General features: G+C 66.5%; 10 protein-coding genes. 7 read left to right on the top strand and 3 right to left on the bottom strand.

Annotation, left to right across the window (positions count from 1 at the left end):
- Positions 1 to 82: 82 nt before the first annotated feature.
- The gene (locus VF167_05350; protein ID HEX6924830.1) at positions 83 to 1,636 is read left to right on the top strand and encodes an arylsulfatase; all 1,554 of its coding nucleotides are present in this window, start codon (positions 83 to 85) and stop codon (positions 1,634 to 1,636) included.
- 247 nt (positions 1,637 to 1,883) lie between these two features.
- Here the strand turns inward: VF167_05350 and VF167_05345 are convergent, their stop codons facing one another.
- Positions 1,884 to 4,046 carry a M3 family metallopeptidase gene (locus VF167_05345; GenBank protein HEX6924829.1) on the bottom strand — a complete coding sequence of 721 codons (2,163 nt, stop codon included), beginning with the start codon at positions 4,044 to 4,046 and terminating at the stop codon, positions 1,884 to 1,886.
- Between the two features lie 398 nt (positions 4,047 to 4,444).
- Between VF167_05345 and VF167_05340 the strand changes: the two genes are divergently transcribed.
- From VF167_05340 to VF167_05330, 3 genes are all read left to right on the top strand, one after another.
- A complete protein-coding gene (locus tag VF167_05340; GenBank protein HEX6924828.1) occupies positions 4,445 to 5,911 on the top strand; it encodes an FAD-binding oxidoreductase in 1,467 nt (488 codons plus the stop codon).
- 317 nt (positions 5,912 to 6,228) lie between these two features.
- Positions 6,229 to 7,017 carry a ThuA domain-containing protein gene (locus VF167_05335; GenBank protein ID HEX6924827.1) on the top strand — a complete coding sequence of 263 codons (789 nt, stop codon included), beginning with the start codon at positions 6,229 to 6,231 and terminating at the stop codon, positions 7,015 to 7,017.
- 121 nt (positions 7,018 to 7,138) lie between these two features.
- Positions 7,139 to 10,495: a VCBS repeat-containing protein gene (locus VF167_05330; protein HEX6924826.1), complete on the top strand. Its 3,357-nt coding sequence runs from the start codon at positions 7,139 to 7,141 to the stop codon at positions 10,493 to 10,495.
- Between the two features lie 233 nt (positions 10,496 to 10,728).
- On the opposite strand, the gene VF167_05325 is transcribed toward VF167_05330, so the two are convergent.
- Together VF167_05325 and VF167_05320 are read right to left on the bottom strand one after the other, a co-directional pair.
- Entirely contained in the window at positions 10,729 to 12,501 is a 1,773-nt protein-coding gene (locus VF167_05325; protein ID HEX6924825.1) for a RagB/SusD family nutrient uptake outer membrane protein, read from the bottom strand.
- A 75-nt stretch (positions 12,502 to 12,576) separates the two neighbouring features.
- A complete protein-coding gene (locus tag VF167_05320; GenBank protein ID HEX6924824.1) occupies positions 12,577 to 15,864 on the bottom strand; it encodes a TonB-dependent receptor in 3,288 nt (1,095 codons plus the stop codon).
- A 686-nt stretch (positions 15,865 to 16,550) separates the two neighbouring features.
- Between VF167_05320 and VF167_05315 the strand changes: the two genes are divergently transcribed.
- From VF167_05315 to VF167_05305, 3 genes are read left to right on the top strand one after another with little or no spacing between them, the layout of a single operon-like run.
- On the top strand, positions 16,551 to 17,117 hold the full coding sequence (locus VF167_05315; GenBank protein ID HEX6924823.1) for a peroxidase-related enzyme: 567 nt from the start codon (positions 16,551 to 16,553) through the stop codon (positions 17,115 to 17,117).
- A complete protein-coding gene (locus VF167_05310; protein ID HEX6924822.1) occupies positions 17,114 to 20,590 on the top strand; it encodes an FG-GAP-like repeat-containing protein in 3,477 nt (1,158 codons plus the stop codon). Before VF167_05315 ends, VF167_05310 begins: the two co-directional genes overlap by 4 nt.
- Before the next feature lie 31 nt (positions 20,591 to 20,621).
- Positions 20,622 to 22,388: a CRTAC1 family protein gene (locus tag VF167_05305; protein ID HEX6924821.1), complete on the top strand. Its 1,767-nt coding sequence runs from the start codon at positions 20,622 to 20,624 to the stop codon at positions 22,386 to 22,388.
- The last annotated feature ends 3 nt before the right edge of the window (positions 22,389 to 22,391 follow it).

Raw genomic sequence — 22,391 nt, 5'->3', positions numbered from 1 at the left:
CCCCCGCTTACCTTGTCCTCAACCAGCCTGAACGGGGCCGGCCTTGCCCGCCGGCGCCTCCACCCGCGAGACCGCTTCGAGCATGAGCTTCCGTCGCAGCCTCCCGTTCCTGATCCTCCTTGCGTTCGCCGCCTGCGCGCCGTCCATGCGAATGCCAGCGCCAGAGCAGCCGCCGAACATCGTGCTCATCTACGCCGACGATCTCGGTTACGGAGACGTGAGCGCCAACGGCGCCACCCGCATCTCCACCCCCAATATCGATCGGATTGCGCGCGAGGGACTGCGTTTCACCCATGCCCACTCCGCCGCGGCCACCTGCACCCCGTCGCGTTTTGCGATGCTCACCGGGCAGTACGCTTTCCGGCAGGCCGGCACCAACGTCTTGCCGGGCGACGCCGCGGCGATCATCCCTCCCGGCCGGGTGACCCTCGCCTCGATCCTGAAAGAGGCCGGCTACACCACGGGCGTGGTGGGGAAGTGGCACCTGGGCCTCGGTCCGGATGGGGGGCCTGACTGGAACGGTGAGATCCGCCCGGGCCCGCTGGAAATCGGCTTCGACTACGCCTTCCTGATGCCGGCCACGGGCGATCGGGTCCCCACCGTCTACGTCGAGAACCACCGCGTGGTGGGCCTCGACCCGTCAGATCCGATCCAGGTCAGCTTCAAGGAAAAGGTGGGAAGCGAGCCGACGGGTCGCGAGAATCCCGAGCTGTTGACGCTGCACCCGAGCCACGGCCACGACTTCACGATCGTCAACGGCATCAGCCGCATCGGCTACATGTCCGGGGGTAAATCGGCCCGCTGGCAAGACACGACAATGGCCCGCGTGTTCGCGTCGAAGGCTGTCGAGTTCATCGAGCAGCACCGGGATGAGCGCTTCTTCCTCTTTTTCTCGACCCACGACATCCACGTGCCGCGCGTGCCCCATCGCGACTTCGCAGGTCGTAGCGGCATGGGCCCCCGCGGCGACGCGATCCTGCAGCTCGATTGGCAGGTGGGGCAGGTGCTCGACGCCCTCGACCGACTCGGCCTGCGGGAGAACACGCTGGTGATCTTTTCGAGCGACAACGGCCCGGTCGTGGATGATGGGTACCAGGATCAGGCGGTAGAGCTGCTGGGCGACCACCGCCCTGCGGGACCGTTCCGGGGAGGGAAGTACAGCGCCTTCGAGGGGGGAACCCGCGTGGCGACCCTGGTTCGGTGGCCCGGAGTGGTGCCTGCGGGTCGGACGTCGAACGCGCTGATCTCGCAGGTCGACTTCCCGGCCACCATGGCCGCGCTGGCAGGGGTGAAGCTGCCCTCCGACGCGGCACCCGATAGCGAGGATCAGCTCGCCGCCCTGCTCGGCCGGTCGGACCAGGGGCGCGAGTACCTGATCGAGCAGGCAACCGCCCGACACCTTGCAATTGTGCGCGGCCGCTGGAAGTACATTCCTCCCAACCAGGGACCTCGCGTCAGCGCCAACACCAACACCGAGCTGGGCAACGATCCCGAGCCGCAGCTCTACGACCTGGAAGCGGATCCCGGCGAGACGCGAAACGTCGCCGCCGAGCACCCGGATATCGTGCAGGAGCTGTCGACGCTCCTCGGGCAGGTAGTAGGCGAGTTCCCGCCGCCCCGAGCGAGTGCGGAGTAGCAGGGGGGAATAATTACGAATTACGAATTACGAATTACGAATTGTTTGCGCCCGCGGATTCCTCAACGTCCGGAAGCCTCGGTTCTGTCGTGCGGCGCCCACAACGGGCGCCCCTACAGGCGATATCGTCTCGAGAATCGTGCGCGAATGACAGGCCCAACCGCCCCCCGGACAGACCCGCAAGCAATCCGTAATCCGTAATCCGTAATCCGTAATTCATAATTCGTAATTGTTCCCCGCCCTCGCCTTACTGCACCGCCTCCACCGGGAAGCCGCGCACCTCGAGCAGTGCCTCGACGCGCGGGTCGCGTCCGCGGAACTGTCGGTACGCCTCCGCCCGGTCGGTCGAGTTGCCCGGCGCGAGGATGTACTCGCGCATGCGCGCGGCCAGCTCCGGGTCGAATACGTTGCCCGACTCCTCGAACGCCTTCCACGTGTCCGCGTCCATCACCTCCGACCAGAGGTAGCTGTAATAGCCAGCCGAGTAGGCGTCGCTGGTGAAGAGGTGGTTGAAATGCGGCAGCCGGTGCCGTAGCGCGATCTCGCGCGGCATGCCGATCTCCTCGAGGGCCTGCCGCTCGAACTCCGCGGCATCGATATCTCCATCGGGCAGGGTGTGTAGCGCCATGTCCACCAGCGCCGCCGCCAGGTACTCGGTGGTGGCGTATCCCTGGTTGAAGGTGCGGCTCGCCTCGATCCGCTCCACCAGCTCCTGGGGCATCGGCTCACCCGTCTGGTAGTGGCGGGCGAAACGGTCCAATACAGGCCGCGTGAGCACCCAGTGCTCGAGCACCTGCGACGGGTACTCGACGAAGTCACGCGGCGTTGTGGCCAGCCCCGGATAGCGCACCTCCGAGAGCAGGGCGTGCAGCGCATGGCCAAACTCGTGGAAGAGCGTCTCCGCGTCGTCTAGAGAAATCAGCACCGGCTCGCCTGGAGCTCCCTTGACGAAGTTGTTGTTGTTCGAGGCGAGCGGAGTGATCTCTTCCCCGGTGAAACTCTCGTGGCTGCGATAGGTGGTCGCCCAGGCTCCCGAGCGCTTGCCGCCGCGGGCGAAGTTGTCGCTGTAGAAGAGGCCCACGTGCTGATCACCCTCCCGGACCTCCCAGACGCGCACGTCCGGATGGAAGACCGGCACCTGGCCGGTGATCTCGTGGAAGGTGAGGCCGTAGAGCTGCTCGGCGGTCCAGAACACGGCCCGCATCATGTTGTCCAGCTCGAAGTAGGGCTTGATCTCGTTCTGATCGAGATCGTACCGCTCCTGCCGGACCTTCTCGGCGTAGTAGAGGTAGTCCCACGGCTCGATGGTAATGCCGGCTCCCTCCCGATCCGCGATCGCCTGCATGTCGGCCACCTCCTCGCGGACCCGCGCGACTGCCGCTGGCCACACCCGCAGCATCAGCTCTCTCGCCCGCTCGGGATCCTCCGCCATCGTGCCCTGCATGCGCCAGTGGGCGTGGCTCTCGAAGCCCAGTAGCCTTGCCCGCTCCGCACGCAGACGGACGATCCGCTCGATGATCTCCTTGGTGTCGTTGGGGTCGCCGTTGTCTCCCCGATTCTTGAACGCCTTCCACACCCGCTCCCGTAGCGATCGATTCTCCGCGAAGGTCAGGAGCGGATCGACGCTGGATCGGGTGTTGACGACGGCCCAGCCGGGGAGCCCTCGCTCTTCCGCGGCAGCCCGGTACGAGGCCCGCAGCGAAGCCGGCAGACCGGCGAGGTCCTCTTCGTTCTCGATGTGCACCCAGCTGTTCTCGTCCGCCAGCACCCGGTTGGCGAACTCGGCGAAGAGCCCCGCGAGCTCCTGGTTCAGCTTGCTCAGCCGCTCCTTCTGCAGCGAGTCCAGCTTCGCTCCGGCGCGCACAAAACGCTGGTAGGTGAGCTCGACCAGCCTCTGCTGCTCGGGCGTGAGGCCGCTGCGCTCACGGTTCTCGTAGATGCTCTCGATTCGCCGAAAGAGCGCCTGGTTGAAGACGATCTCGTCCGAGGCGGCGGCCAGTCGAGGGGACCACTCGCGCTCGATGGTCTGGACTTCGGGGGTGCTGAGGTTGTTGGTGAGCACTCCGAAGAGGGCGCGCACCCGATCGAGCTCCCGGCCGGCGTCTTCGAGCGGCACGAACGTGTTCTCGAAGGTGGGCGAGTCGGGGTTGTTGGCGATCGCCTCGATCTCGGCTCGCCGCCGGTCGATGGCGATCCTGAAGGCCTCCGGAAAATCGGCCGGGCGAACGCGATCCCAGGGCGGCACGCCGCCATAAGGGCCCATCCAGGGAGCGAGCAAGGGGTTGATCTGCATGGTGTCGGCAGGGGAAGGTCCAGGGCCGCGGAGCGCCTGGGCGCCGGTCGAACCGGTACAGGCGACCGAGCTCAAAGGGAGCAGGCACGCGCCCGCGGCTATGATGATCGTCTTCATCGAAGGATCGTGGAGCTTCGCGCGCCGGACGCGGGAGTGGGATCCCCTCACGGCGCGGAAGATTGTCCCCGTGGTTCCCTCCAGGGCCGCTTTTGTTCCCTATTCACTCCCTGACAAAGCCACCGCCCGGATCGGGTCCGGCAGAAATTGCGTGGCCGCTCGCGCCCCCCACCGCCAGCAGGCCCGCGGGTTGGTCCGGTGCCCGCCCCCCTGCCGTGAATCGGTACTCTGCCGCCACCATCGCCCACGCGAAACAGGAACCTTTTCCTGGCCCGGACCACCCCTAATATGGGTGCTGGGCCACAGCCATCCCGTCCCGGGCTGTCCCCGGTGGCCGGGACGTGGCGTGATCCGGCGCCGTCGCCCCGCCGCCGAACCCTCCGTGCAAGGAGCCCGGCATGTTCCTCTCCATCCGCACGCTGGACGGATCGTCCACCCGCCTCGACGCAGCAGTCCTTGACCGCCTCCGGTCCCGCCTCAAGGGAGACCTGCTGACCGCCTCATCCCCGGACTACGAAAGTGCAAGATCGATCTGGAACGGGATGATCGATCGTCGACCAGCGCTCATTATCCGCTGCCGCGGGAGCGACGACGTCGTGCAGGCGGTGCGGCTTGCACGCGACCACCGGCTCCTGGTTGCAGTGCGTGGCGGCGGGCACAACATCGCCGGCAACGCTGTCTGTGATGGCGGGCTCGTCGTCGACCTCTCGCCCATGAAAGAGGTGAGAGTCGATCCCGCCGCCAGGACGGCGATGGTGGAGCCCGGCTGCACGCTCGCCGACGTCGACCGCGCCACCCAGGAGCACGGGCTCGCGGTCCCCCTCGGCATCAACTCGACGACCGGCATCGCCGGCCTGACCCTCGGCGGCGGATTCGGATGGCTCAGCCGTCGCGACGGCATGACCGTCGACAGCCTCCGGAGCGCCCGGTTGGTGACCGCAAACGGAGAAGAGGTGCGGGCGAGTGAGACCGAGAACTCCGAGCTCTTCTGGGGAATTCGCGGCGGCGGGGGAAATTTTGGGGTGGCGACCTCGTTCGAGTTCACGCTGCGGCCTCTCGGCCCCGAAGTGCTTGCCGGGCTCATCGTCCACCCGTACGACGACGCGGAGCGTGTGCTGCGCTTCTATCGCGACTTCTCCGCTACGCTTCCGAACGAGACCGCGGTCTGGTGCGTGCTGCGCAAGGCGCCGCCGCTGCCCTTCCTACCGGAGGAGTGGCACGGGCGGGAAATCCTGGTCATGGCCTGCTTCCATGCGGGGCCCATCGCGGAAGGAGAACGCAACCTCGAGCCGCTGCGGCGGTTTGGGAACCCCATCGCCGATGTGATCGGTCCGGCGCCCTACGCCGGCTGGCAGCAGACCTTCGACCCGCTGCTCACGCCGGGAGCACGCAACTATTGGAAGTCCCATGACTTCATCGCGCTGCCCGACGAGCTGATCCGCCTGTTCGTGGATCACGTCGGAAGACTTCCGGATCCCCAATGCGAGGTCTTCATCGGGCAGATGGGCGGCGCCATCCACAACCTTCCCCCTGACGCCACCGCCTATCCGCACCGTGCCACGCGCTATCTGATGAACGTGCACGGTCGCTGGAACGACCCTTCCCAGGACGCGGCGTGCATGGCCTGGGCGCGCGAGTTGTTCAACGCGGTAACGCCCTTCGCAACCGGGGGAGTGTACGTGAACTTCGTCCCCGAGGACGAGACGGAGCGGGTGACGAACGCGTACGGATCCAACTACTCCCGCCTGGTTGCCCTCAAGGATCGCTACGATCCCGACAACCTCTTCCGCATGAACCAGAACATTCGCCCCAGCGGCGGAGCGGGGAGGGAGGCGCCGGTGCCGCAGGTGCCGGTGACAGGGTGACAGGGTGACAAGGTGACAAGGTGACAAGGTGAACGGCGGTGGCGGTTCGGAGATCGGGGCCTGGGGTGTCCAGCGTGGGGAGCGAGCCCTGGCCGGAACATAGGCGTCATTGCAGCCTTACCGTCGGCTTGGCAGCCAGATTGGCCCGCTAGATCTGGCCAGGCGGTGACTGGCTCCCCCGCCTCGCCAGCGTACCCGCACCGGCCGTTCACCTTGTCACCTTGTCACCCCCTCACCCAGCCCCCTCGCTCCTTGTCCCGGCCGAACGCCCGCCGTACGATATCCCCCTCCCTACTTCCCACGGCTTCGATTCTCCCATGCTACGTACCGCCAGGCGCCTCTTCGGGGTATTTCTGCTGCTCGCGCTCGCTGCTCTGCCAGCCTCTGCGCAGAACGAGCGGCCGATCCGCGCCCTCTACATCACCGGGGGTGGCTTTCACGACTTCGTCGCGCAGGAGAAGATCATCCCGCCGGGGCTGTCGGAGAGAGTGCCGTTCCCGATCGAGTGGACCATCGATCATACCGCCGGCACCTCCACTGACACCCTCATCCCCCGCCATGCGAACACGGCCTGGGCGGACGAGTTCGACGTGGTGGTATACAACATGTCCTTCTCCTACGTGGTAGACCCGGAATGGATCGACCGAATCGCACACACCCATCGCGACCGCGGCATTCCGGCGGTGATCCTTCACGGCGCCACCCACAGTTATCGGCGCTCGACCACGGATTCGTGGAAGCAGCTCATGGGCGCCTCCAGCATGCGCCACGACGCGCAGCGCGAGTTCACCATCGAGCGGGTGGCGCCCGATCATCCGATCGTGCACGACCTCCCGACCGGCTGGGGCCCCGGCGTGGACGAGCTCTACAACATCGACCACACCTGGCCGTCGATGACTCCGCTCCTGCAGGCCTGGAGCGTGGAGAATGAGGAGCACTATCCGGTCGCCTGGACGAACGTTTACGGCAAGGCGCGCGTCTTTGTGACCACCATGGGTCATCACAACGAGACCATGGCCGATCCCGCCTACCTCGACCTCGTCGCGCGCGGACTGCTCTGGACCCTGGGGCGGCTGGAGCCGCAGAGCGGACAGCCGTCCCAGTAGCGAGGCCGAAGCCCGGCGCCGCCCGCCTCCTTGCGACGTCAAGAGTAAGTCCGCCCAAGGAGAAGGGCCGCCAGGCCCCGAGCCGGACCGAACCCGCGCCCACCTTCAGCATCCAGCCGGAATGACCCTGTCCAGGTTTCGGCGCCCCCTCCTCGTCATGGCGGGAGCGGCCCTCACTGCCTGCAATCGCAACCCGCCGGATATCCGCTTCACTCTATTGGACGGCGAGCGGACGGGCGTGACCTTCGCCAACGCCCTCACCCTGACCGCGGAGCACAACTTCACCACCGATGCCTTCGTCTACAACGGGGCGGGCGTGGGCGCGGGAGACGTGAACGGAGACGGTCTCCCGGACCTGTACTTCGCGGGCAACATGGTCTCCAGCCGGCTCTACCTGAACCGGGGGGAGATGCGCTTCGAGGACGTGACCGAAGCCGCGGGAGTCGGCACGACGCGCTGGGCGACGGGCGTGAGCATGGTCGACATCGAAGGAGATGGCGACCTCGATATCTATGTCTCGGTCGCCGGTCCGGTCTGGACCAAGCCGGAGGACCGCGCGAACCTGCTGTTCGTGAATGACGGCACCGGCCGGTTCGTCGAGAAGGCCGAGGAGTTCGGCATCGCGGACACCGGCTTCACCACCCACGCGGTCTTCTTCGACTACGACCGGGACGGCGATCTCGACCTCTACCTGCTCGCGAACTCCCCGGGTGAGTTCGCTCGCGGGGAGACCGGACAGTTCACCTTCAGTCGCGCCTCCGCCAATCCGGCTGGATTCGACCAGCTCTACCAGAACCAGGGGGACGGTACCTTCGTCAACGTCTCGGAGCAGGCGGGCATCGCACGCAGGCTGGGCTACGGGCTGGGAGTCGTTGCGTCGGACATCAACCGCGACGGCTGGCCCGATCTGTACGTCTCCAACGACATTGCCCCCAACGACGTCCTCTACATCAACAACGGCGACGGCACCTTTACCGATAGGCTGGCGGAGTGGCTCGATCACACCAGCTTCGCCGGGATGGGCATCGATATCGCCGATTTCAATAACGACGGCTGGCCGGACATCATGCAGACGGACATGATGCCGCCGGGGTTGAGGGAGAGGAAGCTGGTAAGCGGGTCGACCACGCGAGCCGCGCTCGAATCGATGGCGAGCGCTGGCTACTCCCCGCAATTCAACACCAACACCCTCCAGCTCAGCCGTGGAATCACGCCGGACGGGCGGATGATCTTCAGCGAAATCGCGCGCTTTGCGGGCGTGGCGTACACCGACTGGAGCTGGACCGCGCTCTTTGCCGACTTCGACAACGACGGCTTCAAGGACCTCTTCATCAGCAACGGCTACCCCAAAGCGGTCACCGACTTCGACTACCAGGCCAACAACCGCATGGCCCGCCGGCTCTCCAACGAAAAGGCGGCCCGTCAGGCGATGCAGGAGCTGCTGGACAGCCTGGGCGGGTACTACGTGGCCAGCCACGTCTTCCACAACCAGCGAGATCTGACCTTCAGAGACCGCACACGCGATTGGGGGCTGGACCAGCCCGGCTATTCCTATGGCGCGGTGTACGTCGACCTGGACGGCGATGGGTGGCTGGACCTGGCGGTGAATAACATCGACGCGCCCGCGTCGATCTATCGGAACGAGGGCGTGGACGGCGAGGCTGCCCCGGCGGGGCACTATCTGCGCGTGCGCCTCGAAGGAGAGGGGGCGAACCGCCAGGGAATCGGAGCGAAGCTCACCCTCCGGACGGAGCGGGGCGAGCAGTACGTGGAGCACGTGCTGCAGCGCGGTTTCATGTCGACCGTAGAGGACGTGGTGCACTTCGGCGTCGCGGCCGCCGGTGCGCTGCAGGAGCTGAAGGTGATCTGGCCGGACGGGCGGGTGCAGTGCGTCACCGGCCTGCACCCCGACACCACCCTCACGCTCCGGCAGAGCGACGCACAGCTGCCCGGGTCCTCGGACCGCTGCGCTGGAAGTTCGCCCGCTACGCCTCTGTTCGTGGCGCTCGATTCCACCGCGGGCCTGTCCTTCACCCACCGCGACGATCACGCTCGCTTCGACTTCACCGAGCAGCCGCTTCTGCCGCACGAGATGTCGCGGGAGGGGCCGCCCCTCGCCGTCGCGGATGTGAATGGAGATGGGCTCGAGGACCTCTTCGTCGGCGGCGGGGGGGACCAGGCCGGTGCCCTCTTCCTGCAGGCCGCGGATGGGCGATTCGCCCGATCTCCGCACCCGGCGCCGTGGCAGGAGGATAGTGTGGCCGTCGACTGCGGCGCCCTGTTCTTCGACGCCGATGGGGACGGACTTCCAGACCTTTACGTTACCAGCGGGGGATTCCATCTGCCGGAGGGCTCGCGGTCGCTGCAGGACAGGCTCTACCGCAACCTTGGCGGCGGCCGGTTCGCTCGTGCGGAAGACGCCCTCCCCAAGATGACCACGAGCACCTCGGCCGTGCGCGCGGCGGACTTCGACGGCGACGACCAGCTCGACCTCTTTGTCGGAGGGCGTGTCGTCCCGGGCGCCTATCCCACACCCACGCGCAGCTACCTGCTGCGTAACTCGGGGGGGACCTTCGTCGACGTGACCGCCGAAGTCGCCCCGCACCTGGCGGACTCGCTCGGAATGGTGACCGATGCCGTCTGGATGGACTTCGACGAGGACGGTGATCCGGACCTCGTGACTGCTGGCGAGTGGATGGCGATTCGCTTCCATCGCAACGACGGCGGCCGTTTTCGCGACGTGACCGGGGAAATGGGGTTGCCGGCGATGACCGGGTGGTGGTACAGCCTCGCGACCGGCGATCTCGACGGCGACGGCGACCTGGACCTGGTCGCCGGCAATGTGGGCCTGAACCACAGCTACTCGACGTCGCCGGAGAGCCGGTTCGGAGTCTATGCGGGCGATCTCGACGGTCTCGGCGAGTCCGAGATCATCTTCACGCAGGAGGTGGAGCGGAGGGAGTACCCCTACTATGGCCTGGCGCTGCTGGGTCGGGAGATGGACATCCTCGCCGCGCGGTATCTCACCCACCACAGCTTCGCCGGCCTTACCATGCGCGAGATCTTCGGCCGCCGGCGGCTGGAGAGCGTGCTGCACTACCGGGCGGATACCTTTGCCAGCGTCTGGCTGCGCAACGACGGCGGCTCGTTCTCGGTCCATCCGCTCCCGCCCGCGGCGCAGATCTCGCCGATCCACGCGATCCTGGCCGAAGACCTCGATGGCGACGGTGCCCTCGACCTCCTGCTCGCCGGAAGTCTCCTACACACCGAACCGAACACCCCGCCCCTGGACGCGGGCAAGGGATTGTTCGTGCGCGGCAATGGATCGGGCGCCTTCCAGCCCCTCTCGCCCACACTGAGCGGCTTCCTCGCCCCCGACGAGGCACGGGACCTCGCGGTGGTACGCACGCCGGCGGGGTCGGTGGTGGTGGTGGGGAACAGCGGGGGGGAGGTGCGGGCGTTTCGGGTAACGAGGTGACAAGGTGACAAGGTGACAGGGAGACGAGGGCACAAGGGGACAAGGGGGGAAGGGGACAAGGGGAATAAAAGGCGAGGCCAGCATCCGGGTGGATACTGGCCTCTTGCTTTAACCTGCATCAGGAGCGGGAGACGAACACTCAGGTCGGGGAGGCAAGGTGGGAGGCGTGGCTACCTGCCGGCCAGCACCTCCGTTCACCTTGTCACCCTGTCACCTTGTCACCTCCTCTGCCGTTACCAGCCGGGGTTCTGCTGCAGCCGGCTCTCCCCGTCCACCTCGCTCAGCTCGATCTGGCGGTCGGGGATCGGGAACCAGCGGTGCCGGTCGGTGACCTCGAGCGATGCGGATTTGTGCGGACGGCGCGTCTTCTCGACGGTCACGTAGTCATTCAGCACCGGAATGAAGGTGTTCCAGCGCTGCAGGTCGAACATCCGCTGGCCCTCCATCGCGAGCTCGAGTCGCCGCTCGTAACGCACGGCGGTGCGGGCGTACTCCTGGCTGGGGAACGAAGGATAGAGGCCGATCCTGTAGTTCGCCCAGGTGATGCTCGGGTCGTCGATGGGCACCGCGATGTCCGAGGCGCTCGTCCCCGGGCCTTGAACGACCCTGCCGGCGCGCTCGCGGATCTGGTTCACGATCTGGCGCGCTGCGTCGAGGTTCCCGAGCTCGACCTCGGCTTCCGCCAGCAGCAGCAGCAGGTCCGCATAGCGGAAGATGTGGATGTTCACGGAGTTGAGGTGTGCCGGATTCCACCCCACGTTGCTCCCGGCGTTGGCCGACTTCTCGTGAACGTGCTTCTTCCCGTTGTAGTAGCCGCCGAAGGAGATATCGCGAACCCAACCGAGGTCGGAGCGATGGATCCCCCAGTCCAGGTAGGGCACGCCGTCACGGCCGACCGTCCAGTCCAGGCGCGGGTCGACCGGAGCCGTGTTGGCCGCGGTGAAGTTGTTGTCGTTCCCGTTCCAATCCTCCAGCGCGCTGAGGGGCTGGAGATCGCCGACACTGATTGCCAGCGGCAGGCCGTTGTCATCGACCCTGAAGAAGTTGACGAGGTTCTGCGACGGTTGGTGGAAGCCGCAGCAGCCCAGCGGGCTTCCCGAGTGCGGGAAGTTCAGGCGCTCGGCGGAATTGGCGTTCTGGCCGTTCGGCTCTCCGTCGTTCACCGAGGCCTGGTAGGCGAGGATCGTCTCCGGGCCGTTGGCGAACTCGCGGAAGGCCGTCCAGACACGGTGGAAGTCCTCCTCCAGGGCGTATGGTCCGTTCTGCACGACGTTGCGCAGCGTCTCGGCGCCGCCCGCATAGTCGCCGATGTACACCTGCACCCGGCCCTTGTACGCACGCGCGGTCCAGGCGGTGACGCGCCCCACCTCGCCCTTGCGTGGTGACTCGGGCAGAAGGCTGGCGGCTGCGTCCAGGTCGGCCAGGATCAGCGGTACCGGGTCCGTACCGGTGTTGGGCTTGCGAAAGTCTTCGTCAGTCTCCGTGTAGTAGGGGATGTTTCCCCACATCCGCCAGGCTTCGAAGTGGAAGTGCGCCCGGAGGAAGAGCGCCTCTCCGCGAATCCCATCGGCGGTCTCCTGGCTGATCGCGCCCGCGTCGTCGGCGAGCACGCGGTCGAGCAGGCGGATCGTGTTGTTTGCTCGGGAGACTCCCTCGTAGACCGCGGACCACTTCCCGTTCAGGTAGTTGTGAGCGCCCGGGCTGCCCCAGCTGTAGTACTCGAGGGCGTTGGCGTCGGGCTGGTCGGACGCCTCCGACCCCTTGTAGGCGTCATCGGTGGTGATGCTGCCGTACGCCCAGTTGCTCGGCGCCCCCTGCCAACCATCGGGGTTCCCGCCAAGCATGCGATAGGCGCCGACCAGCGTCGCCTCCACCCCGGCCTCGTTCGCGAGCGTCAGCTCGTCGAGCGCGCCCTGTGGGGGCGTGTTCAGATAGTCGTCGCAGCCGTAGGCGAAACCCGCCATCAGCACCAGCCCCACGGCAGCGTGCCTGTTCAGTCCTCTCATGGTCATCACCTGTTAGAAGTCGTTCGGTGTCGGTAGTCGATGTAGTCGCTGTGACCTCTGCTCCGTGGGGCTTCCTCAGAAGCCGATACCGACACCGAGGGTGAAGATTCTGCTCGTGGGGTAGACGCCGCGGTCGATGCCCCGCGCCTGGTCGCGGATATCACCGGCGCTGCCACCAGCCGCGAGCGCCGGCAGCGCGGGATCGAGTCCCGGATAGTCAGTGATTGTGAACAGGTTCTCCCCGCGCAGGTAGATGCGCAGGTTGTTGAGTCCGGCGAAGGTGTGCTGCGGCGGCACGGTATAGCCGATCTGCAGGGCCCGCAGCCGGATGTAGGAGCCGTCCTCGATGTAGAACTCGCTCGGCTGGTTGCTGACGTTGTCGTTCGCGTCGAGGATCGGGTACTTCGCGTTCGGCCTGTCCGGCGTCCACGAGTCCGTCAGCAGGTCGCGGCGGACGTTGGTCGGGAAGACGCGGAAGACGTAGAACTCCTTCTGCATCTCCCAGATGTCGTTCCCGAAGGTGCCGAACAGGTCGGCCGAGAAGTCCCAGCTGTTGTAGCGCAGCCCCAGGTTGATTCCGCCGGTGAGATCCGGGTGCGGCGAGCCGATGATGGTGCGGTCTTCCGCGTCGACCACGCCGTCGCCGTTGATGTCAACGAACTTCAGACGGCCGGGAGCGGCACCGGCGAAGTAGAGCGCGTCAGCGCGTCCGGTCTTCTGCCGGGCGGTCGCGTTCAGTTCGTCGATCTCCTGCTGCGTTTGATAGTAGCCGTCAACCTTGAAGCCGTAGAAGGCGCCGATCGGGTGGCCGACGCGGTTCATTACCATCGTTCCCGCGCGGCCGGCGACCGGGCCCGGAACCTGGTCCTGCTGCCCGTCGATGCGGACGATCTCGTTCTTGTAGTGAGACGCGTTGATGCTCACGTCCCACACCAGCCCGTTGGCGAAGCTGCCCCCGAAGCCCAGCGACGCGTCCACGCCGGTGTTCTTCATCTGGCCGATGTTGACGATCGGCGGGGCGGCCGCACCCGCGGTGGCCGGCAGCGGCGGGTTGTACAGCAGGTTGTCCGAGTCGCGCTGGTAGACGTCGATCTCGAGAGTGGTCCGGCCGTAGAGCTCGAGATCCATGCCCACGTTGACCGTCCGGTTCTCCTCCCACTTCAGGTTCGGGTTCCCGATGGAGGTCTGCCGGTACCCGGTGACCACGCTGTTCTCCGAACCGCTGATGTCATAGAAGGAGCTGGCGATCGAGCCGCCGTAGCCGCTGATCGTGCGACCCGCCGGGATGTTCTGGTTGCCCGTGACCCCCCAGCCGAACCGGAACATCAGGTTCGTGATCACGTCGTTGTCCTGGAGGAAGGGCTCCTGCGAGGCACGCCAACCCAGGCTGAAGGAGGGGAAGGTTCCCCAGCGGTAGGCTTCGCCGAGGCGTGAGGACCCGTCGTAACGCAGCGTGCCACTCAGGTAGTAGCGGCCAGCGAAGTTGTAGTCGACCTTCCCGAACCAGGAGAGCAGGGCGGCGACTCCACCCGAGCTGCTCACGTCCCGAGTGTCCGGATCACCGAGGGCTGCCTGGATGTAGCGGGCGTTCTCGTCGTCCGTGACCAGGTTCGCCATGCTGGCGCCGATGCTCCGGCTGCGGCTGTGAATCGCCTCGTGGCCGACCAGTGCCGAAAAGTTGTGATTGTCTCCCAGCGTACGCTGCAGGTTCAGCGTGTTGGTGATCGTCCAGTTGGTGAAGTAGTTGTTGCTCTCGTTGATGCTGTTGACCAGGCTCGGCTCGGAGTCCTCGGGTCGGATTGGGGTCCAACCCCGGGAGGCGCCCTCACCCGCGTTGAGACCCAGGCTGCTGTTCGTCCAGATCCCTTCCGTCAGCTGGATCTGTCCGAAGACGTTACCGAACACGCGAGTGTTCCGGTTCCGCCGATCGGGCCCGAGCGAGGCTTCACGCACCGGGTTGGTGTTGTTGCCCAGACCTGGCCCCTTACCGGATGCCCACCAGCCGCCGATGTCCCGGACCGGGATTACCGGCTGCGACAGGATGTTCTTACCAATCAGGTTGCCCTCGCCGAAGTTGTCGCCGGCGATGCCACCGTACGCATCCTCCAGCGCCACGGTGAGGTTCTCACCCACGGTAAAGCGGCCGCGGCTGAAATCCGTGTTGACCCGCACCGTTCCACGCCGGAAGCGGTTGCCGATCGCGGTACCATCCTGGTCGAAGTAGCTGAAGCCGACGCTGTACCGCTCGTTGTCGCCGCCGCCGCGCACCGAGACGTTGAGGTCGCGGGTCTCACCCGTCCTGAAGACCTCGTCCCACCAGTTCGTCCCGTTGCTGCCCCGCATGATCAGCTGGTCGGGGAAGCGGTACAGCGATTCGTCCACCACGGGACGACCCCACTGGTCGCGCGAGACGACCGTGTTAGGGTGCGCGTAGATGTACTCGGGGATGGTGGGGTTGTTGGGGTCGCCGTAGAGGGAGGTGAGGCTCTCCGGAATGTCCAGCCCCGCGTTCTCGTAGCGGCGCTTCTCGAACTCGAAGTAGTCCAGCGGGTCCAGGATCAGGAAGTCGTCATAGCCGCGGTAGGCGTTCGCGATGCCGTACGCCAGGTCGACGTTCACCTGCGGACCCGAACCCCGCTGCCCCTTCTTGGTGGTGATGATGATGACGCCGTTGTTCGCGCGCGAGCCGTAAATGGAGGCGGCGGAGGCGTCCTTCAGCACCTGGATCGACTCGACGTCGTTGGGGTTGAGGAAGTTGGCGTACGTCTCCTCGACCGGAACGCCGTCGATGATGTAGAGGGGGTCATTGTTCTGGAAGGAGCTGATCCCGCGAATGCGCACGGTGCTGCGCGATCCCGGCGAGCCGCTGTTCTCCACGGTCACGCCGGAGACGCGGCCGGAGAGGCGCTGGATCACGCTGGCGGAGGTCTGCTCCTCGACCGCCTCCATGTTCACCGTGGCGACCGCGCTGGTGATGTCGCCCCGCCGCTGCGCGCTGTACCCGGTCACGACCAGTTCCTCGAGCTGGGTGACCGTGGCCTCGAGCTGCACATCGACCGTGCTGCGGCCCTGAATCGGCACCTCTACCGTGGCGTAGCCGATCCGGGCGAGCGAGAGGGAGCCATTGGGAGGAGCCTGGATCGAATACCGACCGGCCGCGTCGGTCAGCGTGGCTGTGCTGGTGCCGGCCACGGTGACGGTGACGGCGGTGAGCGGCTCGCCCGTCTGGGAATCGGTCACCGTTCCCGAGACCGTCACCTGCTGCGCGGCAAGTGGTGCTGGGTCGGCGAATGTGCCGCCCACCAGGGTGAGCAGGGCGACCCATAGCAGCCTTGCCCCCCAACTCGGACGAGACTTGTTCATGTTCCCTTCCTTCGTTCTCCTGGGGATGGATTTGGCCGACACGGCGGGACGCGCTCGCACGGACCGTGGGGGCCACGGCCTCCGCGCAACCCGCCGGATCGGCGGGGGAACCAACCGACCTTTCAACGCGACTGCACCTCGAACTACAGGCCCAGCGAACCGCTAGGACCGACCGATATCGAGAAGAGACTCCGTTGAAATTCGCTTATGGCCAGGGAGAGCCGGCGAGAGATTGCTCGAGCAGGTACGAGGGACCCAATGCGGCAAAGGCCGACCCTCTGGTGGTTGGACAGATGGCCGCTACGGAAGGGAAACCATCGCCATCTTGGATGAGTCGCCTTTCAGTATAAGGCGGGTTTGTGGCGTGTCAACGGTATCGTGCCGCCGCTCACGCGGCGACAGCGGGCCGAAAATCCGCTCCGGCATTACGGTTCGGTCAACTCTGGCGGACGCCGCCGGCCGCAGGGCCAGAGACCCCGGCGACCCGGGGCGGCCACTGGCGCGTAGAGGAGCCTCCACCTACCTTCCCAGGCACGGCCGCGTTCGTTTACTCGCCTCGCACTCCGGTCCGCGCCGCGCCTTTCCTTCCGCTGGCGGACCCCGGTGGCGACCGACGTTGGCTGCCCCTTCAGCCAGGCCCGTTCACCGACCGGGCCACACCCCGGTTTCCACGTTCGGAGGCTGCTTTGCCGCACATCTCACTCCCTCAGGATCTCCCCGGCATCCGCTCGCTGGTGGCGTATCGCACCGATACGGGTCAGCTGCTGTACGAGCTGGCTGAACGGCTGCTCCGCTCCGAGTCTACGCTGAGCCCTGCCGATCGAGAGCTGATTGCGGCTTATGTGTCTTCCCGCAACGAGTGCCTGTTCTGCACCTCCAGCCACGCGGCGGCCTCGCGCCACCTCTACGGGGAGCGAGCGTCGGTGGTGGACGCCGTGATCGCGGATCTGGAGACCGCCCCTGTGGACGAGAAGCTGAGGGCGTTGCTCCGGATCGCCGGGAAGGTTCAGCAGAACGGCCGCCTGGTCACCGAAGACGATATCCAGGCGGCTCGCGCGCAGGGTGCCACCGATCGAGAGATCCACGACACCGTTCTGATCGCCGCGGCGTTCAGCATGTACAACCGGTACGTAGACGGTCTGGCCACCTGGGCGCCGAGCGACCCCGAGGCGTACGCCGAGATGGGGAAACGCATGGCCGAGCAGGGATACGCGGCCCGCTTCGCCCAGGTCGTCGGCGCGGCGAAGGCATGAAGGGAGCCGGCAAGGAGGTCAAGCGGGTACTTCTCACTCTCGCTCTCCTCGCCGCCGTTGCGGGCTGCCGCGAGGAGCCAGTGCCCGTGCAGGAGCTCTTCACGCTGAGGAACCAGGGTCTTCTGCATCTGGAGCGCGGACAGCTCGAGGAGGCCGAGGCTCAGTTCGCCCGACTGGTCGAGCTCGCGCCGGACGAGCCTCTCGGCCACGCGAACCTGGGCCTGACCCTTCTGCGGGCAGGGCGGACGGAGGAAGCGGAGTCGCATCTCACCCGAGCGCGCAGACTGGACCCCGGGAACGTGGAGGTCGCTCTGATCCTGGCCCGCCTCTACGTGGTGACGGATCGGCCGGACGAAGCTCGCGCCCTTCTGGAAGAGATGGGCGACTCCGGCTCGGACGTGCGACTTCTCTACGCCCTCGCGGAACTCGATTCGGCGGCAACGGATGCGAGCGGCCGCGCGCGCTACCTGGACCGGCTTCGGAGCATCCTGGAAATCGACGCGGTCAATCTGCCGGTGCGCCTGCGGCTCGCGGAGGCCCTGCTCGAGGCGGGTCAAACCGACGACGCGCTGCGAGAGCTGGAAGAGATCCGGCGCATTCCGCCCGAGCCGCCGACCGAGGCGCTGCCGCTCCTCGAAACCGCGCTCGAGGAAGTTCGTGACGGCAACATTCCCGCCGCCCGGGATGCCCTCTCCCGATTCCACCAGGCGGTCGAGGTCACCGCACCGTATCAGGCGGAGCTGGTCGAGATGGGGTGGGTGGAGGGCCCGCTGGTTGGCAATCCGGTGCTGACCTTCGCCCCCGAGGATTTCGTGGCGATGCTGGGCATGCGGGACTCGGCCGAGGCGGCTGGGATCGCCTTCGTCGACGCCACCGACGGATCGGGCCTGCCGGAGGCCGGCGGTGGCGCTGCCGTCGTCGCGGCTGCCGATATCGACCGGGACGGCCGACCCGAGCTGTTCGTCTCGCCGGCCGACGATGCGCCGGCGGCGCTCCATCGCGAACGAGGGGGACAGTTCCTGCCGCTGGGCGGGGACTTCTCGCTTCCGCTCGAGCAGTCGGCCACGGCGGTGGCGTTTGCTGACCTCGACAACGACGGCTGGCTGGATCTCGCCGCGACCACGGGATCGGGCGCCGTCGAATTCCTCCGTAACCGCCGCGACGGCTCCTTCGAGCCGGGGCCGTGGGCCAGCATCGCTACTTCGCGCGGGGCGCAGCCCGTTTTCGTGGACGTCGATCACGATGGCGATCTCGACCTCCTGCTCCCGACCGGCAGAGGCGTCTCGTTGCACCGTAATAACCTGGACGGGACCTTCACGGATGTGACTCGCGAGTTCGGGCTGGCGGGCGCCGCGGCTGCCGTCGTGGATTTCGGCGATCTGGACGGAGACGGCCGCATCGATCTCGTGCTCAGCGGCGGCGAGGCGGGTCTTCGCGTCTACCGCAACCAGGGGGCGCGAGGCTTCTCCGATGCGACCGACGCAGTCGGCCTGGACGGGGGAGGGAGCGGCCCGGCGGTCATCGCGGACCTGGACAACGATGGCATTCTGGATCTGGTTATCACCGGTGGTGGCGAGTCGCCGCCTGCCTTCTGGCGGGGAGAGCGCGATGGAACTTTTACCCGTGAGACCCGATCCGACGCGGGGTTGAGTACGCTCCCCGCCGACGCCGCGGCGCTGCGGCCGCTCGACTTCGACAACGACGGCTGGCTCGACCTGGTCGCCGTCTCCCCGCAAGGGGCCGGGAGCTCCTCGCTCGTTCTGCTGCGCAACACGGGTGACGCAGTCCTGGAAAACAAGTCGGCGGCGCTTCCCGACGGTGTTGAGCCCGGGGGGCGGCTCCTGGTGGTGGATATCGATGGGGATGGGGACCTGGACCTCCTGCTCGGACAACCCTCCGGCGGGGTACGCGTGCTCCGCAACGAGGGCGGGAACCTGAATCGCGCGGTGCGCGTGGAGCTGAATGCGCTGGGGGCCGGCAGCGGCAAGAACAACGACTTCGGCATTGGCGCCCTGCTACAGCTCCGCGTGGGCGATACCCTGCAGACGCGTGTCGTCACCGAGCCCGTGACCCACTTCGGGTTGGGGCCGCACCTGAAGGCGGATGTACTCCGCGTCGAGTGGCCGAACGGCGTCCCGCAACTGGTGTACCTCCCCGGGACCGATCAGGACGTACTGGAGTTGGAGACCCTCAAGGGCTCCTGCGCCTTCCTCTATACCTGGGACGGCGAGCGCTTCCGCTTCGTAACCGATGTCATGTGGCGCAGTGCGCTCGGGATGCCCCTGGGGCTCATGGGGCAGCGCGGTTCCACCATGTTTGCCCCCCCCGGGGCATCGCGTGAATACCTGCGCTTGCCAGGCGAGGCCCTCGTTCCGCGAGACGGGCACTACGTCCTTCAGCTCACCGAGGAGCTGTGGGAGACGGCCTACCTGGACGAGGTCCGTCTGCTGGCCGTGGACCGCCCGGACTCGGTCGAGATCTTCGTCGACGAGCGGTTCGTCCCGCCCGGCCCGGTGGATCTGAGGATCTATGCGCTTACCGGAATCGCGCCTCCGCTGAGCGCCACCGACGATCACGGCAACGATCTGCTCGCCGCACTGCGGAACAAGGACGACGTGTATGTCGACAACCTGGTCCCCACCCGCTACCAGGGGATCGTCGATCCGCACGATCTCGTTCTAGACCTCGGCGAGGTGGCCGGCGAACCGGGCGCCGTGCTGGTGCTGCGAGGCTGGATCTACCCGACGGACGCGAGCATCAACGTCGCCCTCTCGCAGCAGACCCAGCTGGTGCCGCAGGCACCGGTGCTGGAGGTGAAGAACGCGGCGGGCGAGTGGGTCAAAGCCGTGGATCTGAGCTTTCCTTCGGGGAAGGATAAGACCATCGTAGTCGAGTTGGGCGGGATCTTCCCCACCTCCGACCACCGCGTCCGGCTCCGCACGAACCTGCAGATCTACTGGGATCAGGCCTTCGTCGCCCGGGAGGTGCCGCAGGCGGAGCTGCACGTCCAGGAGCTCCCCATGGCTGCGGCCGATCTGCACTATCGCGGCTTCTCCCGCATGTACCGGAAGGGCGGGCGCTACGGTCCGCACTGGTTCGACTACCAGGAGGTCAACGAGGAGTCCCCGTGGCGGCCGATCACCGGGGCGTTCACCCGCTTCGGCGACGTACTGTCGCTTCTCACCGAGGCGGACGACAAGTACGTGGTCATGGCCCCGGGAGACGAGACCACCATCGAGTTCGAGACCGGTCCGGATACGGCGGGCGAAGGGTGGCAGCGCGACTTCCTGCTCTACACGGTGGGTTGGATCAAGGATTCGGATCTCAACACCGCCTTCGGCGATACGGTAGAGCCACTGCCGTTCCACGGCATCAAGGAATACCCCTATGCTCCGGGGGAGAGTTATCCCGATGACCCCGAGCATCAGCGGTACCTTCGCGAGTACAACACCCGCATCGTGACGCGGCGCTGAGCAGCCCGCGCCGCGTCCATCGGAGGATCTCATGTCGCGATTTCGCGATCCCCGGGTGCGCAGGGCCATCGTGGCGATTCCCTTCTTCGCCGCGATCGCTCTCGCCGCGCGCCTCGACCGGGGGCCCATTCGCTCCACCGCCGATGCCGCCCGCCCAGGGTTCCGGCTGGAGGAGGTGAGCGCGAACCTGGGGATCCAGTTCACCCATCAGCGAGCCGAGCTCGACCCGCTCATTGCCAACGTCGAGCCGCACGTGGCGGCGCTCGGAGCGGCGGTTTCGGTCACCGATTGCGACAGCGACGGCTGGGTCGACCTGTACTTCACTAGCAGCCGCTTCGGCTCACCCAACGCTCTCTACCGCAATCGGGGAGACGGCACCTTCGAGGAGATTGGCGCCAAGGCGGGAGTGGCGGCGATGAACGCCCCTGGTATCGGGGCCTCCATGGGGAGCGTCTGGGGTGACTACGACAACGATGGGGACGAGGACCTTCTCCTCTATCGGTACGGATATCTCTCGCTTCTCCGGAACGAAGGCAACTGCCGTTTCGAGGAGGTGACCGAAGACGCCGGCCTGCGGCGGTGGGTCAACAGCAACGGAGCGATCTGGTTCGACTACGATCGCGACGGGCTGCTGGACCTGTACGTGACCGCGTACTTCCGTGGCGATATCGACCTGTGGAACCTGTCGACCACGCGGATCATGCACGACAGCTTCGAGTTCGCCACCAATGGAGGGCGCAACCTGCTCTTCCGTAACACGGGCGACGGTCGGTTCGTGGAGGTCACCGAGGAGACCGGGACCGGGAGCACCCGCTGGACCATGGCCGCCGCCTCGGCCGATTTCAACGCTGACGGCTGGCCAGACCTGTACCTCGCCAACGACTACGGTCCCGAAGAGCTCTTCCTGAACGTCGAGGGGAAGCGCTTCCAGCAGTTCAAAGCCGGGCTCGAGAGTGAATCGAAGAGCGGGATGAACGTGGCGCTGGGCGATGTCTACAATCGCGGCACTCTGGACGTTTTCGTCACGAACATCTCCGAGCGGGGGTACCTCTTCCAGAATAACAACCTCCGGCTGAACCTGATGACGGAAGCCGGAGGTTTCCGGAACATCGCCGACGACGCGGTAGCGGACGCGGGATGGGCCTGGGGCGCGCAGTTCGGCGACCTCAACAACGACGGCAGCAACGAGCTGTTCGTGGCCAACGGCTTCATCTCGGCCGATCCCGAGCGGAGCTACTGGTACTCGATGTCGAAGATCGCCGGGGCCAACGGGGCGCTCTTCGAGGATGCGCGAAACTGGCCGCCTTTCGGCGATCTGAGCCTGTCCGGCTACGAGCGCTCTCGCGTTTTCCTGAACCGGGGGCTCGGGGGGTGGGTGGACGTGGCGGAGCGTGTCGGTGTGACCGATCGGTATGACGGCCGCGCCGTGGCGCTCGCGGATCTCTCCAACCGCGGGGCCCTGGATGTGGTGGTGGCCAACCAGAACCAGCCGGCGGTCATCTACCGCGCCATTCCCGACTCCGCGTACCACTGGATCGCCTTCAAGCTCGTCGGTACGCGCAGTAACCGCAGCGCAATCGGCGCCGAGGTCGTCGTCGAGGCGGGGGAGATGAAGCAGCGCCGTGTGGTCGATGGGGGGATGGGCTTCTCCAGCCAGAATGACCGGCGCCTTCACTTTGGTCTGGGCCCCAGGGAGTGGGTCGATCGGGTGATCATCCACTGGCCTTCCGGGGAGCAGCAGGTGCTGCGGCGCCCCGAGATCGACCAGCTCCATACCATCGTCGAACCCACCCGCTGAGCG

The sequence above is a fragment of the Longimicrobiaceae bacterium genome (assembly GCA_036375715.1).
GTDB lineage: Bacteria > Gemmatimonadota > Gemmatimonadetes > Longimicrobiales > Longimicrobiaceae > DASVBS01.
Note: the sequence above shows the minus strand (reverse complement) of the source record. Positions and strands in the feature narration are given on the sequence as shown.